Raw genomic sequence first — 15,925 nt, 5'->3', positions numbered from 1 at the left:
CCGAAAATTCGCAATACTCTTAAAGTCTTAAGAGAAACTCACAAATTTTACCTTAGCCTGAATAAACACCAGTGAAAGTGTCATTCAGTCTATTTCTATCACATACCCAAATTTTTAAAGAACGATTCTGAAAAAGTTCAGAAATCAATATTCGACGCGAATATTCATTTCTAAGCTTTGACACGGTAGCACTACCAAGCGGTAGGGGGTGGTGGAGCCAAGCGGGATCGAACCGCTGACCTCCTGCGTGCAAGGCAGGCGCTCTCCCAGCTGAGCTATGGCCCCAACAAGAAACTGGTGGGTCTGGGCAGATTCGAACTGCCGACCTCACCCTTATCAGGGGTGCGCTCTAACCAACTGAGCTACAGACCCAGTTAAGAGCTGTTACCGATATCGTCTTCTTCAATGAATCAAGCAATTCGTGTGGGAGCTTATGAAACAGCTGATGTCGTCGATTAAGGAGGTGATCCAGCCGCAGGTTCCCCTACGGCTACCTTGTTACGACTTCACCCCAGTCATGAATCACACCGTGGTAACCGTCCTCCCGAAGGTTAGACTAGCTACTTCTGGTGCAACCCACTCCCATGGTGTGACGGGCGGTGTGTACAAGGCCCGGGAACGTATTCACCGCGACATTCTGATTCGCGATTACTAGCGATTCCGACTTCACGCAGTCGAGTTGCAGACTGCGATCCGGACTACGATCGGTTTTGTGAGATTAGCTCCACCTCGCGGCTTGGCAACCCTCTGTACCGACCATTGTAGCACGTGTGTAGCCCAGGCCGTAAGGGCCATGATGACTTGACGTCATCCCCACCTTCCTCCGGTTTGTCACCGGCAGTCTCCTTAGAGTGCCCACCATAACGTGCTGGTAACTAAGGACAAGGGTTGCGCTCGTTACGGGACTTAACCCAACATCTCACGACACGAGCTGACGACAGCCATGCAGCACCTGTGTCAGAGTTCCCGAAGGCACCAATCCATCTCTGGAAAGTTCCCTGCATGTCAAGGCCTGGTAAGGTTCTTCGCGTTGCTTCGAATTAAACCACATGCTCCACCGCTTGTGCGGGCCCCCGTCAATTCATTTGAGTTTTAACCTTGCGGCCGTACTCCCCAGGCGGTCAACTTAATGCGTTAGCTGCGCCACTAAAATCTCAAGGATTCCAACGGCTAGTTGACATCGTTTACGGCGTGGACTACCAGGGTATCTAATCCTGTTTGCTCCCCACGCTTTCGCACCTCAGTGTCAGTATGAGCCCAGGTGGTCGCCTTCGCCACTGGTGTTCCTTCCTATATCTACGCATTTCACCGCTACACAGGAAATTCCACCACCCTCTGCCCTACTCTAGCTCGCCAGTTTTGGATGCAGTTCCCAGGTTGAGCCCGGGGATTTCACATCCAACTTAACGAACCACCTACGCGCGCTTTACGCCCAGTAATTCCGATTAACGCTTGCACCCTCTGTATTACCGCGGCTGCTGGCACAGAGTTAGCCGGTGCTTATTCTGTCGGTAACGTCAAAACAGCAAGGTATTAACTTACTGCCCTTCCTCCCAACTTAAAGTGCTTTACAATCCGAAGACCTTCTTCACACACGCGGCATGGCTGGATCAGGCTTTCGCCCATTGTCCAATATTCCCCACTGCTGCCTCCCGTAGGAGTCTGGACCGTGTCTCAGTTCCAGTGTGACTGATCATCCTCTCAGACCAGTTACGGATCGTCGCCTTGGTGAGCCTTTACCTCACCAACTAGCTAATCCGACCTAGGCTCATCTGATAGCGCAAGGCCCGAAGGTCCCCTGCTTTCTCCCGTAGGACGTATGCGGTATTAGCGTTCCTTTCGAAACGTTGTCCCCCACTACCAGGCAGATTCCTAGGCATTACTCACCCGTCCGCCGCTGAATCGAAGAGCAAGCTCTTCTCATCCGCTCGACTTGCATGTGTTAGGCCTGCCGCCAGCGTTCAATCTGAGCCATGATCAAACTCTTCAGTTCAATACTGCTTGGGTTTTGAGAAAACCCTAAACTTGGCTCAGCAATCTCAAATGACTAAATTTGAAATCTTTCGATTTCCGTGTAGTCACTTGTGATGCTGATAATCTTTTTGACTATCAGTCTGAGTCACAAGCACCCACACGAATTGCTTGATTCGATTGTTAAAGAGCGTTTGGCTGAAGCCTTTCGCTTCAACCGAGGCGCGCATTCTACGCTTTCCTCAGATCCTGTCAAGCGTTTATTTTGAAGTTTTTCAGAATTTCTCTTTCAACTTCAACCGCTTAACTCGCTGCGATCTCTCGTCAGCGGGAGGCGAATTCTACAGCGTTTCAATTCGCTGTCAACCACCTTTTTCACCGCTGTCGATCTTTCGATCGAAGCCCCTCCGGCACTACCTTGAACATCTAACTCGTTGAATCTCAAGGAGTTTTCCGTTCCGACTGCGCCGGAAGTGGGGCGAATTATAGAGAGATCTGAGGGGGCGTCAAGCACTTATTTCAACTTTCTTCCCAGATAGCCCAACTTGCATTTAATACACCGCCCTCAGGCAACTAATCGGGCTTGGCGCTGATCTGTAGTAAAGGCATCCCACGCGAGCCACTGCCATGAGTAAGACTGAAAGCAGCAAGACCCCTGGCCTGTCGGCAGATGAAGAGCAGGAAGTCAGTCAGAACCAACCGCCGCGCGCTGCCGTGCTGCACGAGATCATTCGCTACCAGGGCGATCAGGAGCTCGAGCGCACGATCGCTGCGCTGTGGTGGTCGGCGCTGGCCGCCGGGCTCAGCATGGGGCTATCGATGATGGCCATGGGATTGTTCTATGCCCGGCTACCAGACAGCGACAGCAGTCAGGTGATTGCCAGCCTTGGTTACTCAGCCGGATTTCTGGCTGTGATTCTGGCGCGTCAGCAACTGTTTACCGAAAACACCCTCACAGCAGTGCTGCCGGTGATGACTACGCCGACACCCCGTAACTTCGGCCGACTGCTGCGCTTATGGTCCATTGTGCTGCTTGGCAACCTGGCCGGCACCATGCTGGTGTCCTATGTAATGCTGAACCTGCCGATTTTCGACACCAAGGCCGACGAAGCCTTTCTCGACATTGGCCGCAAGGTGCTGGAGAACGAATGGGGCCAGATGTTCGCCAAAGGCATCATCTCTGGCTGGATGATTGCCACCATGGTGTGGATGATCCCGTCCATGGAGCACGCGAAAATCTGGATCATCCTGATGATCACCTACTTGATGGCCTTGGGGGACTTCACCCACATCGTCGTCGGCTCGGTGGAAATCTCTTACCTTGTGTGGGCCAAAGAGATCGGCTGGGAGGTGTTCTGGCTAGACTTCGCCGCCCCCACGCTGGTGGGCAACATCATCGGCGGCAGCTTTATCTTTGCCTTGATCAGCCATGCCCAGGTGCGTAGCGACAGCGGCACGCCCGCACCACAGCCACCAGTAGCGGATAACAAAAAGCCGCGTGCCAGCTCAAAGCACTAGGTCGCCGTGCCTACCACTGCTTCATCGCCATTGCCCGCTCGCTACCTTCATGCGGGTTACGCAGCGGCTTGGGTAACCACCAGGCCGGGCCGGTGTGCGGCTGATCCAGGCTGACCCGTTCGCCCATCTGCGGTGTACTGAGCGGCACTTGGGCAGCATTGGCCAAGGCCAGAATGCGGTCGAACGGCTCATGCCAGCTGTGCACGGAAAGGTCGAACGTACCGTTATGCACCGGCAGCAGCCAACGCCCGCGTAAATCCAGATGGGCCTGCAGGCTTTGTTCAGGCTGCATGTGCACATTGGGCCACTCAAGGTTGTAGGCACCGGTTTCCATCAAGGTCATGTCGAAGGGGCCGTACTGTTCGCCGATCTGCTTGAAGCCGTCGAAGTAGCCGGTGTCGCCGCTGAAGAACAACCGCAGGTTTTCATCCAGGATGACCCAAGACGCCCACAGCGTACTATTGCTGTCGAACAGACCACGTCCGGAAAAGTGCTGCGCCGGTGTGGCAACAAAACGAATGCCTGCAACCTGGGTCTCCTGCCACCAGTCCAGTTGCCGAACCTTGGCTGTGGCTACACCCCATTCAATCAACAAGTCCCCTACCCCTTTCGGTGCGAGGAAGAACTCGGCCTGATCGGCCAGCTGACGTATTGTCTGCTCATCGAGATGGTCGTAGTGGTCATGGGACAGAATCACCGCGGTCAGCGGCGGTAAATCTTCCAGTTTGATCGGTGGTTGGTGAAAACGCTGGGGACCCGCCCACTGCACTGGCGAGGCGCGTTCGGCAAACACCGGGTCGGTAATAAAGAAGCGTTCATGCAGCTTGAGCAATACCGTGGAATGCCCCAGGCGCCACAGGCTGCGATCCGGAGCGTCGATCAGCTGCTGGCGGCTCAAGGGCTGCACAGCGATCTCCACCTCAGGGCGGGTTCCGGGCGGCTTGCCCATGAACAGAAACTTCAGGCCGATGCGCAGTTTTTTGAACACGCTGTCTTGCGGTAACTGGCGCTGATTATGATATCGCCCATCCTGGTACGGTGCCGGATCACCGGCCTTGGGAGTCAAGGGGGCCATAAATAGAAGCACTCCAAGGATGAGGGCGAGTTTCATAGTACCCCAAGGTGGCTGCATCAACCGTGAAATGGCTTGTAAGGCCATTTTTCAATAGCCTGTGATTGTCCAACAATATTGACACTTTTTATGCGATAAACGGCGCCCCGGAATAGGCCAGCACCATGATGGATAATAGAAGCGGCAAGGGACTTTCATTCGTCAGGAGAATATACCTGCCGCGCATTGTTGGCCTGGGCATCGGAATGCTCAGCGTCATGGCCGGTATTTCCACCCTGCAGATGCCTACTTGGGTGTGGGGGCTATTGCTGTTCAATGGTCTGCTCTGGCCGCACCTGGCCTATCAATTGGCGCGACGTGCAGCCGTCCCGTACAACGCCGAGTACCGTAACCTGCTGCTCGATTCGTTCATGGGCGGATTCTGGACCGCTGCCCTGCAGTTCAATCCCCTGCCCAGCGTGACCATCCTGGCGATGATGACGATGAACAACTTTGCCGCCGGCGGCCAGCGCCTGTTCTTCAGGGGATTGCTGGCCCAAGGCCTGGGGGCAGGATTTTCGATGGCCTTGTTTGGCGCCCACGTGCAATTGCAAGCTACGCCGCTGCAGGTATATGCCTGCCTGCCGATGCTGACGCTTTACCCGATGGCCGTTGGCTGGGTCTGCTATACGCTGGCGATGAAGCTTGCCGAACATAAACGCCGGCTCAGCGCCTTGAGCCGCACCGACAGTCTGACCGGCCTGCTGAACCACGGCTCATGGAAGGACATGCTGCAGCTCAAGTTCCAGATCTGCCAGCAGCAGCACTGCCAGGCGGTGATCGCGATCATCGATATCGATCACTTCAAAAGCATCAACGATACGTACGGCCATGTGGTGGGTGACTGCGTACTCAGCCAACTGAGCAGCGAGCTTAAACGCAGCCTGCGAGAAGAGGATCTGGCGGGCCGCTATGGCGGTGACGAATTCTGCCTGATTCTGCCCAGCACCAACCTGGAGCAGGCCAAACGGGCCATGGAGCGCTTGCGCGAGCGGGTCGGCAGCTACCGCAATCCACAACTGCCGGAGCTGCGCATCAGCTTGAGTATTGGCCTGGCCAGCTACCGCGAGGGTTTGAGCGACGCCGAAGCCTGGCTCAACGAAGCCGATAGAGCCTTGTATTCGGCGAAGAAAAGCGGGCGCAACCAGGTCAACTTCTGCCAACCGGCGTTGACCACGCTGAACCCGGCCTACCCCGACTGAACGCTCGCTGCGCGCCCGATGAAGCGGAAACTACGCGCGTAAACGCCGTTGCGCGGCGATTTCCGGCAAGTCACGGCGGCGCAGGTAAACGCGCAATGGCTCACTGACGTTCAGGCGCTCATCGACATTCTGCGCCAGGAGGATTTCGATGAGTGCACGGCTCAGTGTCATGACGTCGCCCTCCCCCGCCTTCCAGACGAATTCGTTGCTGGGAGTGATGCTGTCATCGGCAACGTCCATGCCGAAGGAGTCTTCACTGAAACGCACGATGTGCTTGCCAAACTTGCGATGAAATCCGACAAAGCCCTTGAGCTGGTCGGCGGCGGCACAAATGTCCTGTGATGTGATCTGCATGTCAAACCTCACTGAAGCCCCTTGGGGGCGAGGGAAAGGGATTGGCACGCTGGGCATTGCTGGCTGTTCTCTGGCGGAACGGCTCTGGCCCCAAGGTTAATGGAAAATACTGACCAGCCGTTACGGATTTCTCACCCGATTCGAACCTGCTCGCTAGACTTAAGCCACACTGGCTGTTCAGGTCACCTGCTACTGTGGATGGTTCATGAGCAACGCTATTACCTCCGACATCGCCACAATAGGCCGCATCAATGTGGTACCGGCTATTTTGCAGGTGATCTGCGAATCCACCGGGATGCGTTTTGCTGCGGTGACACGGGTCACCGATGACAGCTGGACGGCGTGTGCCGTGCTCGACCTGTTGGGGTTTGGCTTGAAGGCGGGTGAGGAGCTGGACCTGAGGACCACCTTGTGCCACGAAATTCGCGGCAGTCATCAGACCATCGTCATCGATAAAGCCAGCGAAGACGAGCTGTACTGCAACCACCAAACCCCTCGTATCTATCAATTCGAAAGTTACATATCGGTACCGGTGTTCCGTACCGATGGCAGCTTTTTCGGCACCATCTGCGCCTTTGACCCCCTACCCGCAGCCCTTAAAGGCAGTGCCATCCAGCCGATGATGGAGTCTTTCGCGCGCTTGCTGTCGATCCAGATCGAGAGCGAGGAAAGCGCTCAGAAAACCGAAGAGGCCCTGCAAAAAGAACGGGCCATGGCTGAGCTACGCGAACAATTCATTGCCGTACTGGGCCATGATCTGCGCAATCCACTGTTTGCGATCACCGCCGGGGCTGAGCTTTTGACCCAACGCCTGCAGGAGGAAAAAAGCCGCACGATTGCCCAGCACATCCTCACCTGCGGGCGGCGTGCTACGCAGTTGGTCCGCGACATTCTCGATTTTGCCCGCGGACGCCTGGGCAATGGCATTACCGTCAATATCCAGCCTTGCCCAGACCTGGGCGATGCCATCAGGCATGTTGCTTCAGAACTGCAACGTATCCACCCACAACGGCAGATCGACCTGCAGATTGGCGACTTGAGTGATGTTAACTGTGACCGCGAACGCGTCACCCAATTGCTCTCCAACCTGATCGCCAACGCGCTGACCCATGGTGCTCAGGATCAACCGGTAAAAGTCAGCGCTCAGATACGTGACCAGTCCCTGTTACTCGGGGTTCACAACTTTGGCGCTCCAATCTCCCCGCAGGTGCTGGCACAGATGTTCCAGCCCTTCTCCCACCCACTGAATGACGCAGTACAGCCCGGATTGGGGCTGGGTCTGTACATCGCCAACCAGATCGCTCTGGCGCATGGCGGGCGTCTGGATGTGATTTCAAGCCAGGAAGCCGGGACGCTGTTCAGTTTCCACATGCCACTGGATCCAGGCGCGGCTCAAGCAACGCCGCCAGCCAATCCATGAAGGCACGCACGCGGGGCGGCAGGTGCTGCTGCCGGGCATACAGCAACGACACCGGCAACGGCGGCGGAACGAAATCAGGCAACAGGGTGACCAACTCGCCACGCTGCAAATAGCTTTGCAAACCCGCCAATGGCGCTTGGATCAAGCCAAGGCCGGCAAGGCAGGCACTCTCGTAAGCTTCGCTACTGTTGACGGTGATCGCCCCGGCCATCGGCTGAACCTGCAGGGTACCGGCTTGCAGGTACTCGAAGCCCGGGCTACGGCTGCCCAGGTTTTTCACATAGTGGATCAAACGATGGTGCTGCAGGTCTGCCAGGCTCTGAGGCGCACCATGGCGCTGCAAATAGGCCGGGCTGGCGCAATTGACTTGCAGCATCTGCCCCAGTGGCCGGGCGATCAGGTCAAGGTCACTCAAGGTGCCAATGCGCAGCACGCAGTCGAAGCCCTCGCGCAGCAGGTCGACCTGGCGATCCGTGCAACTGATCTCCAGCTCGACGTCCGGATGGCAATCAACGAATGACGGCAGGTTAGGCAAGATGATGCGCCGCGCGATCAGCGTCGGCAGGTCAATCCGCAAACGGCCGGCCAGCGCCGCCTGGTCGCTGTGGAACAGGCCTTCGATCTCATCCATACGCGCCAACAGCTCTTTGCTACGCTCGTACAGCTGCAAGCCATCCTGAGTGGCCTGGACCCGTCGCGTAGTGCGGTTGAGCAGCCGCGTCCCAAGCAATGCCTCCAAGGCCCGGATCTGCTCGGAGACCGTCGATCGCGGAAGCCCCAAGCGCTCTCCGGCCAGGGTAAAGCTCGATAACTCGCTGACCCGGACAAAGGTACGCAGCAACTCCAACTTGTTCATGGGTGCAGGCTCGATTGTTCGCAAGTACCGACCAGTATTTCCGAAATGCATGGATTTATCAGCAGTAAACCGACCAATAGACTTTCCTCGACACCCCGCCCTTCGAGGTACAGCACATGAACCGCAAAATCGCATTGATCACTGGCGCCAGCCGCGGCCTGGGTAAAAACACCGCGCAACACCTGGCCGCCCAAGGCATCGACATCATCGGCACTTACCACAGCAAGGCCGAGGAAGCTCAGGCGCTGGTACAGGCGCTGGAGCAACAGGGTGTACGTGCCGCCATGCTGCAACTGGATGTGAGTGATAGCGCAGGTTTTGAAGATTTCGCCCGGCAATTGCAGCAAACCCTCTCGTCAGTGTTTGGCCGCAGCAACCTGGACTATCTGGTGAACAATGCCGGCATCGGCATCCATGTACCGTTCAGCGAAACCACCGAGGCGCAATTCGAGCAACTCTGCAACATTCAGCTCAAGGGGCCGTTTTTCCTCACTCAGCGCCTGCTGCCGCTGATTGCCGACCACGGCCGCATCGTCAATATTTCCACCGGCCTGACGCGCTTTGCCCTGCCCGGCTACGCCGCTTATGCGGCGATGAAGGGGGCGATGGAAGTGCTGACCCGCTATCAGGCCAAAGAGCTGGGTGCACGCGGGATCCGTGTCAACATTCTGGCCCCCGGCGCGATCGAAACCGACTTTGGTGGCGGTGTGGTGCGCGACAACGCCGACGTTAACGGCTTTATTGCCAGCAATACCGCCCTGGGACGAGTGGGCGTGCCAGACGATATCGGCGCGGCTATTGCCCTGTTGCTTGGCGATGGCGGTGGCTGGATCAATGGCCAGCGCCTGGAAGTGTCCGGCGGCATGTTCCTCTAACCGGCCGGTACACCGCCCAAGGCTTGATAGAGTTGCTCAAGCACTGGCAGTTGCAAGGCTTGAGCAGCAAAGCACAACCCTACCCGACGGCTCAGGGCCGAGCCTTGGCACGGGCGCCATTGCAAGCCGGGATGGCGCTCGACCAACGACTGCGGCAACAACGCCGCGCCCAATCCAGCGGCCACCATTGGCACCACCTGCTGCAAAGAAGCGGCATGGCCGACCTGCTCGTCGTTGCCATAGAAACCAAGCAAACGTTGATGGGAAATGTGCTGTGGGCAGGTAATCCACTGGTTAACCGGGTTGCTGCCAGTGGCCATGGCAAACACAAACGGCTCCTCCCACAACGCCAGAAACAACTCGTCCTCGCAGCACAGCGCTTCTACCCCGAGCCGCGCATCGCCGGTACAGCCGTCGAGCAGGGTCAATTGCACAGTGGGCAGCGCTTGAGTGGCCAAACGCACGAACGCCTCGACCTGGCTAACGGCGATATCTGCTTCTATACCCAATTGCAACGCCACACGATCCTGAGGCTCGCGAAAGCACCGGCTCAACGCCTGGGCTTGGGCCACCATGCGCTGAGCCTGCGGGTACAACTGACGGGCCTGCTCGCTGACCTCAACACCGCGTGCCTGGCGCAGGAACAAGGCCACGCCCAACTCCTCTTCGAGCTGGCGAATGGTCACCGACAAGGTGGGCTGGGCAACACACAGACGCTGAGCGGCCAGGGTGATGTTGCGCTCCTCGAACACCGCGAGAAACGCCTTCAGATGGCGAATATCCATAGCTAATTCCGATGCCAGCCAGAGAAACAAGCAGTTTTTCAGGGCAAACCCAAGCCAATACACTTGAGCCATTCAAAACGATTATGTCTCGGAGGTTACCATGAGCAAACCATTAGTCATTATCACCGGTGCAAGTTCAGGGATCGGCGAAGCCACCGCGCGGCTGATGTCCCAGGCCGGCCACCCACTGTTGCTGCTGGCCCGACGCCTGGAGCGCATGCAGGCGCTTAACCTGCCCAATTGCCTGTGCCTGGCAGTGGATGTCAGTGACCGCGAAGGGTTCGTCAAGGCGGTGAAGCAAGCCGAAGCGCTGTATGGCCCGGCCGATGCGCTGATCAACAATGCCGGGGTCATGCTGTTGGGGCAAATGCATGAGCAAGACCCACAGCAGTGGGAGCAGATGCTCGACGTCAACGTCAAAGGGCTGTTGAACGGTATTCATGCGCTGGTGGGCGGCATGATCGAGCGCCGCCAAGGCACCATCATCAACGTAAGCTCGGTGGCCGGGCGCAAGACCTTCCCCAACCATGTCGCCTATGTCGGCACCAAGTTTGCGGTGCACGGGATTTCCGAGAACCTGCGCGAAGAAGTCGCGGCGCACAACGTGCGGGTAGTGACGATTGCCCCAGGCGCCGTGGAAACCGAACTGCTCGGGCATACCACCGACGAAGCCATCAAAGACGGCTATCAAGCCTGGAAAGCGGAAATGGGCGGTCAGGTCCTGAGTGCCGACGATGTTGCCTCGGCCATCGCCTACGCCTATCAGCAACCGCAACATGTGTGCATCCGCGAAATTGTCCTGGCCGCTACTCGCCAGCAGCCTTGATCAGCGCTGCGCCTGGTCTTCGTGCACCTGGACACTGGCGGTCATACCGGCACTGAGCGTCACGCCGTCAGGCACCTGATCCAGTTTGATCCGCACCGGAATGCGCTGGGCCAGGCGCACCCAGTTGAACGTAGGCTCGACCTCGGCAAGTAGCTGGCTATCGGGGTTGGCATTGCGGTCGGTGATGCCGCGGCTGATGCTCTCGACATGCCCTTGCATCGGCTCGCCAGCGCTCATCAGCCAGACCTTGACCGGGTCGCCGACACGAATACGCGGCAGTTTGGTTTCTTCAAAGTACGCCTGCACGTAGAAGGTCGAGTCATCGATCAAGGCCATCACCGGCTGCCCGGCATTGACATAGTTACCCTCGGCCAGGCGCAAGTTGGTGATGTGACCATCACGCGGGGCCTTGACCTGGCTACGGGCCAGGTTGATGGCCGCAGCCTTGACGTCCGCCTGCGCCTGGCTCAACTCACCCCGGGCCACCGCCGCATTGATCTGGGCATTTTCGCGCAGTTCGGCACTGATGGCCTGAGGGCCAAGCGCAGCGCGGCGAGACGCTTCGTGCTCACGCAGGCGCAATTGCTGCTGACGGGTTTCGGCCACCGCATTGGCTTTATCCAGGGCTGCCTCGAAGCGGTCGCGATCAATCGACATCAACAGCTCGCCGGCCTTGACCTGCTGGTTGTCTTGCACCTTCAGCTCACGCACCCACCCCGATACATCAGGGGCAATGATCACCACATCGGCGCGGATTTTTGCATCGCGAGTCCAGGGGGTCAGCATGTAGTACTGCCAGAGTTTCCAGCCGGCGAATACCGCCACAGCCACCAGACTCAGGGTTACTGCGATTCGCAGTAAAGCTCGCATCAACACTCTCCTTACCGAGGTCCCAACTCAAGCGTGACCAGGGTCAACACACAGATGAACAACGCGAAATCGAATAAGGCTTCATGCCAGATCCAGCGTCCCAATGGCGTCAGGCGCAGCAGCAGGCGCACGACCACCGTCAGCGCCATGGCCAGCACCACATAGATCAGAAACGGGCTAAGCAGTACCCCGCCCAACGCCCACTCACGCAACCCCATGGATTTCCTCCTGTCGACGGCACCATTTGCCCCAACTGCGCTGCAACTGCAGCACTGCCCCAACCGCCAGACGCAGCGCATCACTGGGCGGCTGGCGCTGCAGGGCGTCGATGAAGGCTTCGCTGGCGGCATCCAGGCGCTGGCCGCGGCCCGGTGCCGGGCCGCGTGCCAATACGGCTTGCAGTTGGTGCAAGTACTCGCGTTCGGCAGCATCCAACGGCGCCTGCGCGACCGCTAGGCAGTGGCGCAGGTGCAGCAGCTCATCACCGATATCCAGCCCGTGTACACCATCATCCCAACGCCCGCGTTCCTGCTCGGTCAACGCCGCGTAGTGCCGCGCCAGTTGTATCAGACGGTCAGCCATGCGCCCACCGAACCAGGTATCGGCACCGCGCAACTCACGTCGGGTCAAGCGCGCCAGATCGTTCTGGGTTGCGGCGCGCAGACGGCGGCCGTGCCAGGCCGGATTACGCAGCACCAGCAACTTGAAGGCTAATACCGCCGCGCCCACGCCAATCAGCATGGCCTGGGCACTATTAAGGAAGGTCGCCACCTCAAAATTCATGGCGTTGAGCGGCGCGACCAAAACAATGAAGTGCAGGCAATAGGAGGTCGCCGTCGCACCAATTCGTGGATTGGCCATGCCCAGTGCGCCGAAAAACAACGGCACACCCATCGCCATGCACAGCATGGGAAAACCGCTCCATTGCGGTAACAGGATCTGCCCGACCACAAACGCCACCGGCATGGCCAAAAGGATGCCGCGCAAGAAGCTCATGCCAATCTGGGCACCGTTCTCACGGCTGGCGAACAGGCTGCAGACCACGCAGGTCAGCACCAGCCCGCCAGGGGCTGCGGTCCAGGCGGTGGCCATCCAGAAGCTTGCCATTGCCAAGAACGCCAAGGCACTGCGCGAGCCGAACAGCAAGGCCAGGGGCAGGTCGCGGTGTACCGCCAGGCTATCAGGAACATTGTCCGGCGCCTTGCCCTCCTCTACTGCGCGCAAAGCCAGAGTCGCGGCCATGGCGCTGTCGAGCAGCAAGGTCAGGCGGGCCAGACAATAATGTTCGGCCGAACTGAGTCGTTCATCGTGTGCGGCATCCCACAGGCGTTGCCGCAGGGCCAGCAAACTGGCCTGATCGGGTGCCGCCAAGGTGTCATGCACGGCATCAAGCCAGGGTTGCAGATGCTGCGCCTGGGTGTCATCCAGTTGCTGCCATTGGCGTCGCACTGAACGGGCAATGCGCAACAGAATCAGCAATTTCTGGCTCAAGCTGCGGATCGCCCTGGCACGTTCTCGTCCCAGACGCCCTTCAAACCAGGCGTGCTCACGCTGTGCATCGACCGCTACAATCCGCCCGAGGATCTCCAGCAACCCCTTGCGGGCCTGCGCCTCACCACCCAGGGTTGCACTGGCTGCCTGCAGGCCACTGGCCCAGGCCTGGCGTGCCTGACCGCTTAGCTGTTGTTCAACGCGCATCGGCCAGAGCAAGGCACTGGTCAGGGTGGCGCAGACAATGCCCAGGCTGATCTCGGTACAGCGTGCTACCGCTTGGTCAAACACCGCCAGCGGATGATTGACTGCGGGCAAGGCAATGATTGCGACGGTGTACCCCGCCAGCACAAAGGAATACGCCCAGGCACTGCGCAGCATGGTCGAGCCTGCAGTGCACAAGGCCAGCCACAAGGCCAAGGCCAACAGAAACAGCCACGGCGTCTGCGCAAACAGGCCCATGAACACCACCGACATGACGGTACCCACCAAGGTACCGAGCAGTCGCGCCAGCCCTTTTTGCAACACCATGCCGGACAGTGGCTGAGCCACGATAAAAGCGGTCATCAGCGCCCAGGCCGGTTGTTCAAGGCCCCAGCGCAGTGCCAGCCACAGCGCCAGGCCACCGCCAAGCAGCGTCTTGATGGCAAATTGCACGGCGAGTTTGTTCGGCGCCAACAGGGCCTGCAAAGTGATGGGCACGGGACGAACCTTGGCTGACTGTTTTGTAACGATAGACAGGATGGAGCAGAAGCATTCGAGGTGAATTATTAGCTAGCTAACTATCAAAAGTCCAGCGCCCGGTAGGATCGGGCTTGCCCCGCGATAGCGATTTATCAGCCGCATCGCCTCGCGGGGCAAGCCCGCTCCTACCGGGATTTTTTTTACGCACAAAAAAATGGGCGACCGAAGTCGCCCTAAATGCCTTGCGTGCTCGTGTACTGAAAGGATCAGCGCTGGTTGCGCTTGTTCGAATCCTTCCAGATGAAAATTCCGAATCCGACAAAGAACAGCAGCATCAGGCCGACTGTAATCACTCCAGCGATTACCACATTATCGAAGAACATGTCGGCCTCCATTCGCCTGTACCTGTCTGATGGGTTCAAGGTATCGAATGGACTGCGAGAGGAAATTGACCGAGGTCAATAGCGCCCGGAACCGGGCGCGGGAGGCGTGTGCAGGGTTGACCTGCATCAAGTTTTCAACGCTTCTTGGGTTTGCCCTTGGGCTTTTTCTTGACCTTGCCCAGTGGCATGGCCTGTTCGAACGCCTGGCGCACTTCGTTCAGGCGTTTTTCATTAAGGTCGTGGACGCGCCGGGCGCGTTCGGCACCTAGGTCGATCAGGTTGTCATCTTGGCTCATGGTCTGACTCAGAAAGCGGGCTGCGATCTGGCAATAATGAAGGCAGTTGCCGTCGCTGACCAGTCTGAAGGCTGCCTTCAGACTTCGATGTCGACCAACAAGCCCTGGCGCGGCTGGTCATCCATCAAGGGCGAGACCGGCACGGTGTTGTCGGCATTGACGTCATCCCCCGGTTGCGCCTGATAGCGCTCTTGATCCTTGCCCGACTGGCGCCCGCCCTGCTGGCGGCGCTGTTCTTCCCGCAGCAGTAAGGCCGACTTTTCCGGGTCGCGATGTTTCAAGTCGATGGCACCCTCGCTGGAGGCCGGTTGCGCAGGCACCACGGGCTTGATATCCGGGGTTGGCTTGACCGGGTCCAGTTGCGATGTCACGGGAGCAGCACTGAGCGGAATAATGGGCGGCAGCATGGGGTAATCTCCTGTCGCCAGTGTGTCGGCTAGCCAGCCGCGGCCTTGAGCCGAGAATCCGTAATCACGTGATGCCCACATCACGCGTTGCGGCCAAGTATAGCGGTTGCCTGGCTATGGCTCGTCGCTGTCCTCTGGCATGGGAGCAATCTCGTTCCAGGGCCGGGTAAGAATTTTGTTCCACACCTGGTCCAGATGCTCACGGATGGCAACCGGTGCTGCCTGCAATGACGGGCTGTCTTCACGCTCACCACCATAGGGGGCTTCGCCCGGCGGAGTGATCAGCGACTGGCCGACAATGGCATAGCTTTGCTGACCTTCTCGAAGCTCAACACGCAACTCGTGAGGGTCGATGCCACCCCCGCAGAACGCATGGCTGGCGACGGTCAGCTCGGCAACGCCATCATTGTTCAGGTCAGTCACGCCGCTGACATCGGTATAAAAGCCGACGTCCAGGTCCAGCCCGGCACAGTCGGTTTCATTTTCGATCTTCCAGCGCACTTTAAAGGTGTCGCGCTCGGTGGGCCGCCCATACAGCGTGGCGGTGAGGATCACTTGATCGAGGTCTTCGCTGGTTTGCTCGTCCTGAACCTGATCGTCACCACGGCTGAGAATCAACAAACCTTCGCCCTCGCGGTCACGAAAGTGCACCGCCTGCACCGGCGACTCGATCCTCAATGCATTAAGTTGCCCGGACGGGAGCGGCGCCAACAGTTCAAATTTGGGAGAATCGCAAGCGCTCAACAGTGACACGCTGGCAACCAACAGATAACGGGGTAGACACGACGGCTGTAGACGCATGAACGTTCGGGCCCTCACTGGCGACGCAGCTTTTATCGCACAAATTGCTAGACTCTTTGGTCTGCAGAGTCCTAT

At 58.3% G+C, this 15,925-nt stretch carries 16 protein-coding genes, 2 tRNA genes and 1 rRNA gene; 5 read left to right on the top strand and 14 right to left on the bottom strand.

What is annotated here, in order from left to right; translation table 11 throughout:
• Window positions 1-209: 209 nt before the first annotated feature.
• The 3 genes from ACVWSC_RS06950 to ACVWSC_RS06940 form a co-directional block, all read right to left on the bottom strand.
• Window positions 210-285: transfer RNA gene (locus ACVWSC_RS06950), tRNA-Ala, on the bottom strand.
• Between the two features lie 10 nt (window positions 286-295).
• Window positions 296-372 (bottom strand) — tRNA-Ile (locus tag ACVWSC_RS06945).
• Between the two features lie 84 nt (window positions 373-456).
• Window positions 457-1,993: ribosomal RNA gene (locus tag ACVWSC_RS06940) — 16S ribosomal RNA — on the bottom strand.
• A gap of 605 nt (window positions 1,994-2,598) precedes the next feature.
• Between ACVWSC_RS06940 and ACVWSC_RS06935 the strand changes: the two genes are divergently transcribed.
• A complete protein-coding gene (locus ACVWSC_RS06935; RefSeq protein ID WP_442112644.1) occupies window positions 2,599-3,489 on the top strand; it encodes a formate/nitrite transporter family protein in 891 nt (296 codons plus the stop codon).
• A gap of 10 nt (window positions 3,490-3,499) precedes the next feature.
• Here the strand turns inward: ACVWSC_RS06935 and ACVWSC_RS06930 are convergent, their stop codons facing one another.
• The gene (locus ACVWSC_RS06930; protein ID WP_442112642.1) at window positions 3,500-4,600 is read right to left on the bottom strand and encodes an MBL fold metallo-hydrolase; all 1,101 of its coding nucleotides are present in this window, start codon (window positions 4,598-4,600) and stop codon (window positions 3,500-3,502) included.
• 125 nt (window positions 4,601-4,725) lie between these two features.
• On the opposite strand from ACVWSC_RS06930, the gene ACVWSC_RS06925 reads away from it, so the two are divergent.
• Complete coding sequence (locus ACVWSC_RS06925; protein WP_442112640.1) at window positions 4,726-5,802, top strand: diguanylate cyclase; 1,077 nt, start codon at window positions 4,726-4,728, stop codon at window positions 5,800-5,802.
• Window positions 5,803-5,832: 30 nt separating this feature from the next.
• On the opposite strand, the gene ACVWSC_RS06920 is transcribed toward ACVWSC_RS06925, so the two are convergent.
• Window positions 5,833-6,156 (bottom strand): DUF2025 family protein, encoded by a 324-nt coding sequence (locus ACVWSC_RS06920; RefSeq protein WP_442112638.1) that lies wholly within the window; start codon window positions 6,154-6,156, stop codon window positions 5,833-5,835.
• A 205-nt stretch (window positions 6,157-6,361) separates the two neighbouring features.
• Here ACVWSC_RS06920 and ACVWSC_RS06915 point away from each other — a divergent pair, with 205 nt between their 5' ends.
• Window positions 6,362-7,576, top strand: coding sequence for a GAF domain-containing sensor histidine kinase (locus ACVWSC_RS06915; protein WP_442112636.1), 1,215 nt, complete (start codon window positions 6,362-6,364; stop codon window positions 7,574-7,576).
• On the opposite strand, the gene ACVWSC_RS06910 is transcribed toward ACVWSC_RS06915, so the two are convergent.
• The gene (locus ACVWSC_RS06910) at window positions 7,515-8,432 is read right to left on the bottom strand and encodes a LysR family transcriptional regulator (protein ID WP_442112634.1); all 918 of its coding nucleotides are present in this window, start codon (window positions 8,430-8,432) and stop codon (window positions 7,515-7,517) included. The genes ACVWSC_RS06915 and ACVWSC_RS06910 overlap by 62 nt on opposite strands.
• 116 nt (window positions 8,433-8,548) lie before the next feature.
• Here ACVWSC_RS06910 and ACVWSC_RS06905 point away from each other — a divergent pair, with 116 nt between their 5' ends.
• Complete coding sequence (locus ACVWSC_RS06905) at window positions 8,549-9,307, top strand: SDR family NAD(P)-dependent oxidoreductase (RefSeq protein ID WP_442112632.1); 759 nt, start codon at window positions 8,549-8,551, stop codon at window positions 9,305-9,307.
• Here ACVWSC_RS06905 and ACVWSC_RS06900 read toward each other — a convergent pair.
• On the bottom strand, window positions 9,304-10,092 hold the full coding sequence (locus ACVWSC_RS06900; protein ID WP_442112630.1) for a LysR family transcriptional regulator: 789 nt from the start codon (window positions 10,090-10,092) through the stop codon (window positions 9,304-9,306). The genes ACVWSC_RS06905 and ACVWSC_RS06900 overlap by 4 nt on opposite strands.
• 100 nt (window positions 10,093-10,192) lie before the next feature.
• Between ACVWSC_RS06900 and ACVWSC_RS06895 the strand changes: the two genes are divergently transcribed.
• Window positions 10,193-10,918, top strand: a complete 726-nt coding sequence (locus ACVWSC_RS06895) for an SDR family oxidoreductase (RefSeq protein ID WP_442112628.1) — start codon at window positions 10,193-10,195, stop codon at window positions 10,916-10,918.
• On the opposite strand, the gene ACVWSC_RS06890 is transcribed toward ACVWSC_RS06895, so the two are convergent.
• The 7 genes from ACVWSC_RS06890 to ACVWSC_RS06860 form a co-directional block, all read right to left on the bottom strand.
• Window positions 10,919-11,788, bottom strand: coding sequence for an efflux RND transporter periplasmic adaptor subunit (locus tag ACVWSC_RS06890; RefSeq protein ID WP_442112626.1), 870 nt, complete (start codon window positions 11,786-11,788; stop codon window positions 10,919-10,921).
• A gap of 11 nt (window positions 11,789-11,799) precedes the next feature.
• Entirely contained in the window at window positions 11,800-12,006 is a 207-nt protein-coding gene (locus tag ACVWSC_RS06885) for a DUF1656 domain-containing protein (protein ID WP_442112624.1), read from the bottom strand.
• Window positions 11,993-13,981 carry an FUSC family protein gene (locus tag ACVWSC_RS06880; RefSeq protein ID WP_442112622.1) on the bottom strand — a complete coding sequence of 663 codons (1,989 nt, stop codon included), beginning with the start codon at window positions 13,979-13,981 and terminating at the stop codon, window positions 11,993-11,995. The genes ACVWSC_RS06885 and ACVWSC_RS06880 overlap by 14 nt, the downstream gene beginning before the upstream one ends.
• A 248-nt stretch (window positions 13,982-14,229) precedes the next feature.
• Window positions 14,230-14,346: a cytochrome c oxidase subunit CcoM gene (ccoM, locus tag ACVWSC_RS06875; protein ID WP_305955358.1), complete on the bottom strand. Its 117-nt coding sequence runs from the start codon at window positions 14,344-14,346 to the stop codon at window positions 14,230-14,232.
• Between the two features lie 134 nt (window positions 14,347-14,480).
• On the bottom strand, window positions 14,481-14,642 hold the full coding sequence (locus ACVWSC_RS06870) for a hypothetical protein (RefSeq protein ID WP_165957326.1): 162 nt from the start codon (window positions 14,640-14,642) through the stop codon (window positions 14,481-14,483).
• Window positions 14,643-14,719: 77 nt separating this feature from the next.
• A complete protein-coding gene (locus tag ACVWSC_RS06865) occupies window positions 14,720-15,049 on the bottom strand; it encodes an aspartate-semialdehyde dehydrogenase (RefSeq protein ID WP_442112619.1) in 330 nt (109 codons plus the stop codon).
• 114 nt (window positions 15,050-15,163) lie between these two features.
• Window positions 15,164-15,850, bottom strand: a complete 687-nt coding sequence (locus ACVWSC_RS06860; protein WP_442112617.1) for a M949_RS01915 family surface polysaccharide biosynthesis protein — start codon at window positions 15,848-15,850, stop codon at window positions 15,164-15,166.
• Between the last annotated feature and the right edge of the window lie 75 nt (window positions 15,851-15,925).

This window comes from Pseudomonas sp. NUPR-002, assembly GCF_056322725.1.
Note: the sequence above shows the minus strand (reverse complement) of the source record. Positions and strands in the feature narration are given on the sequence as shown.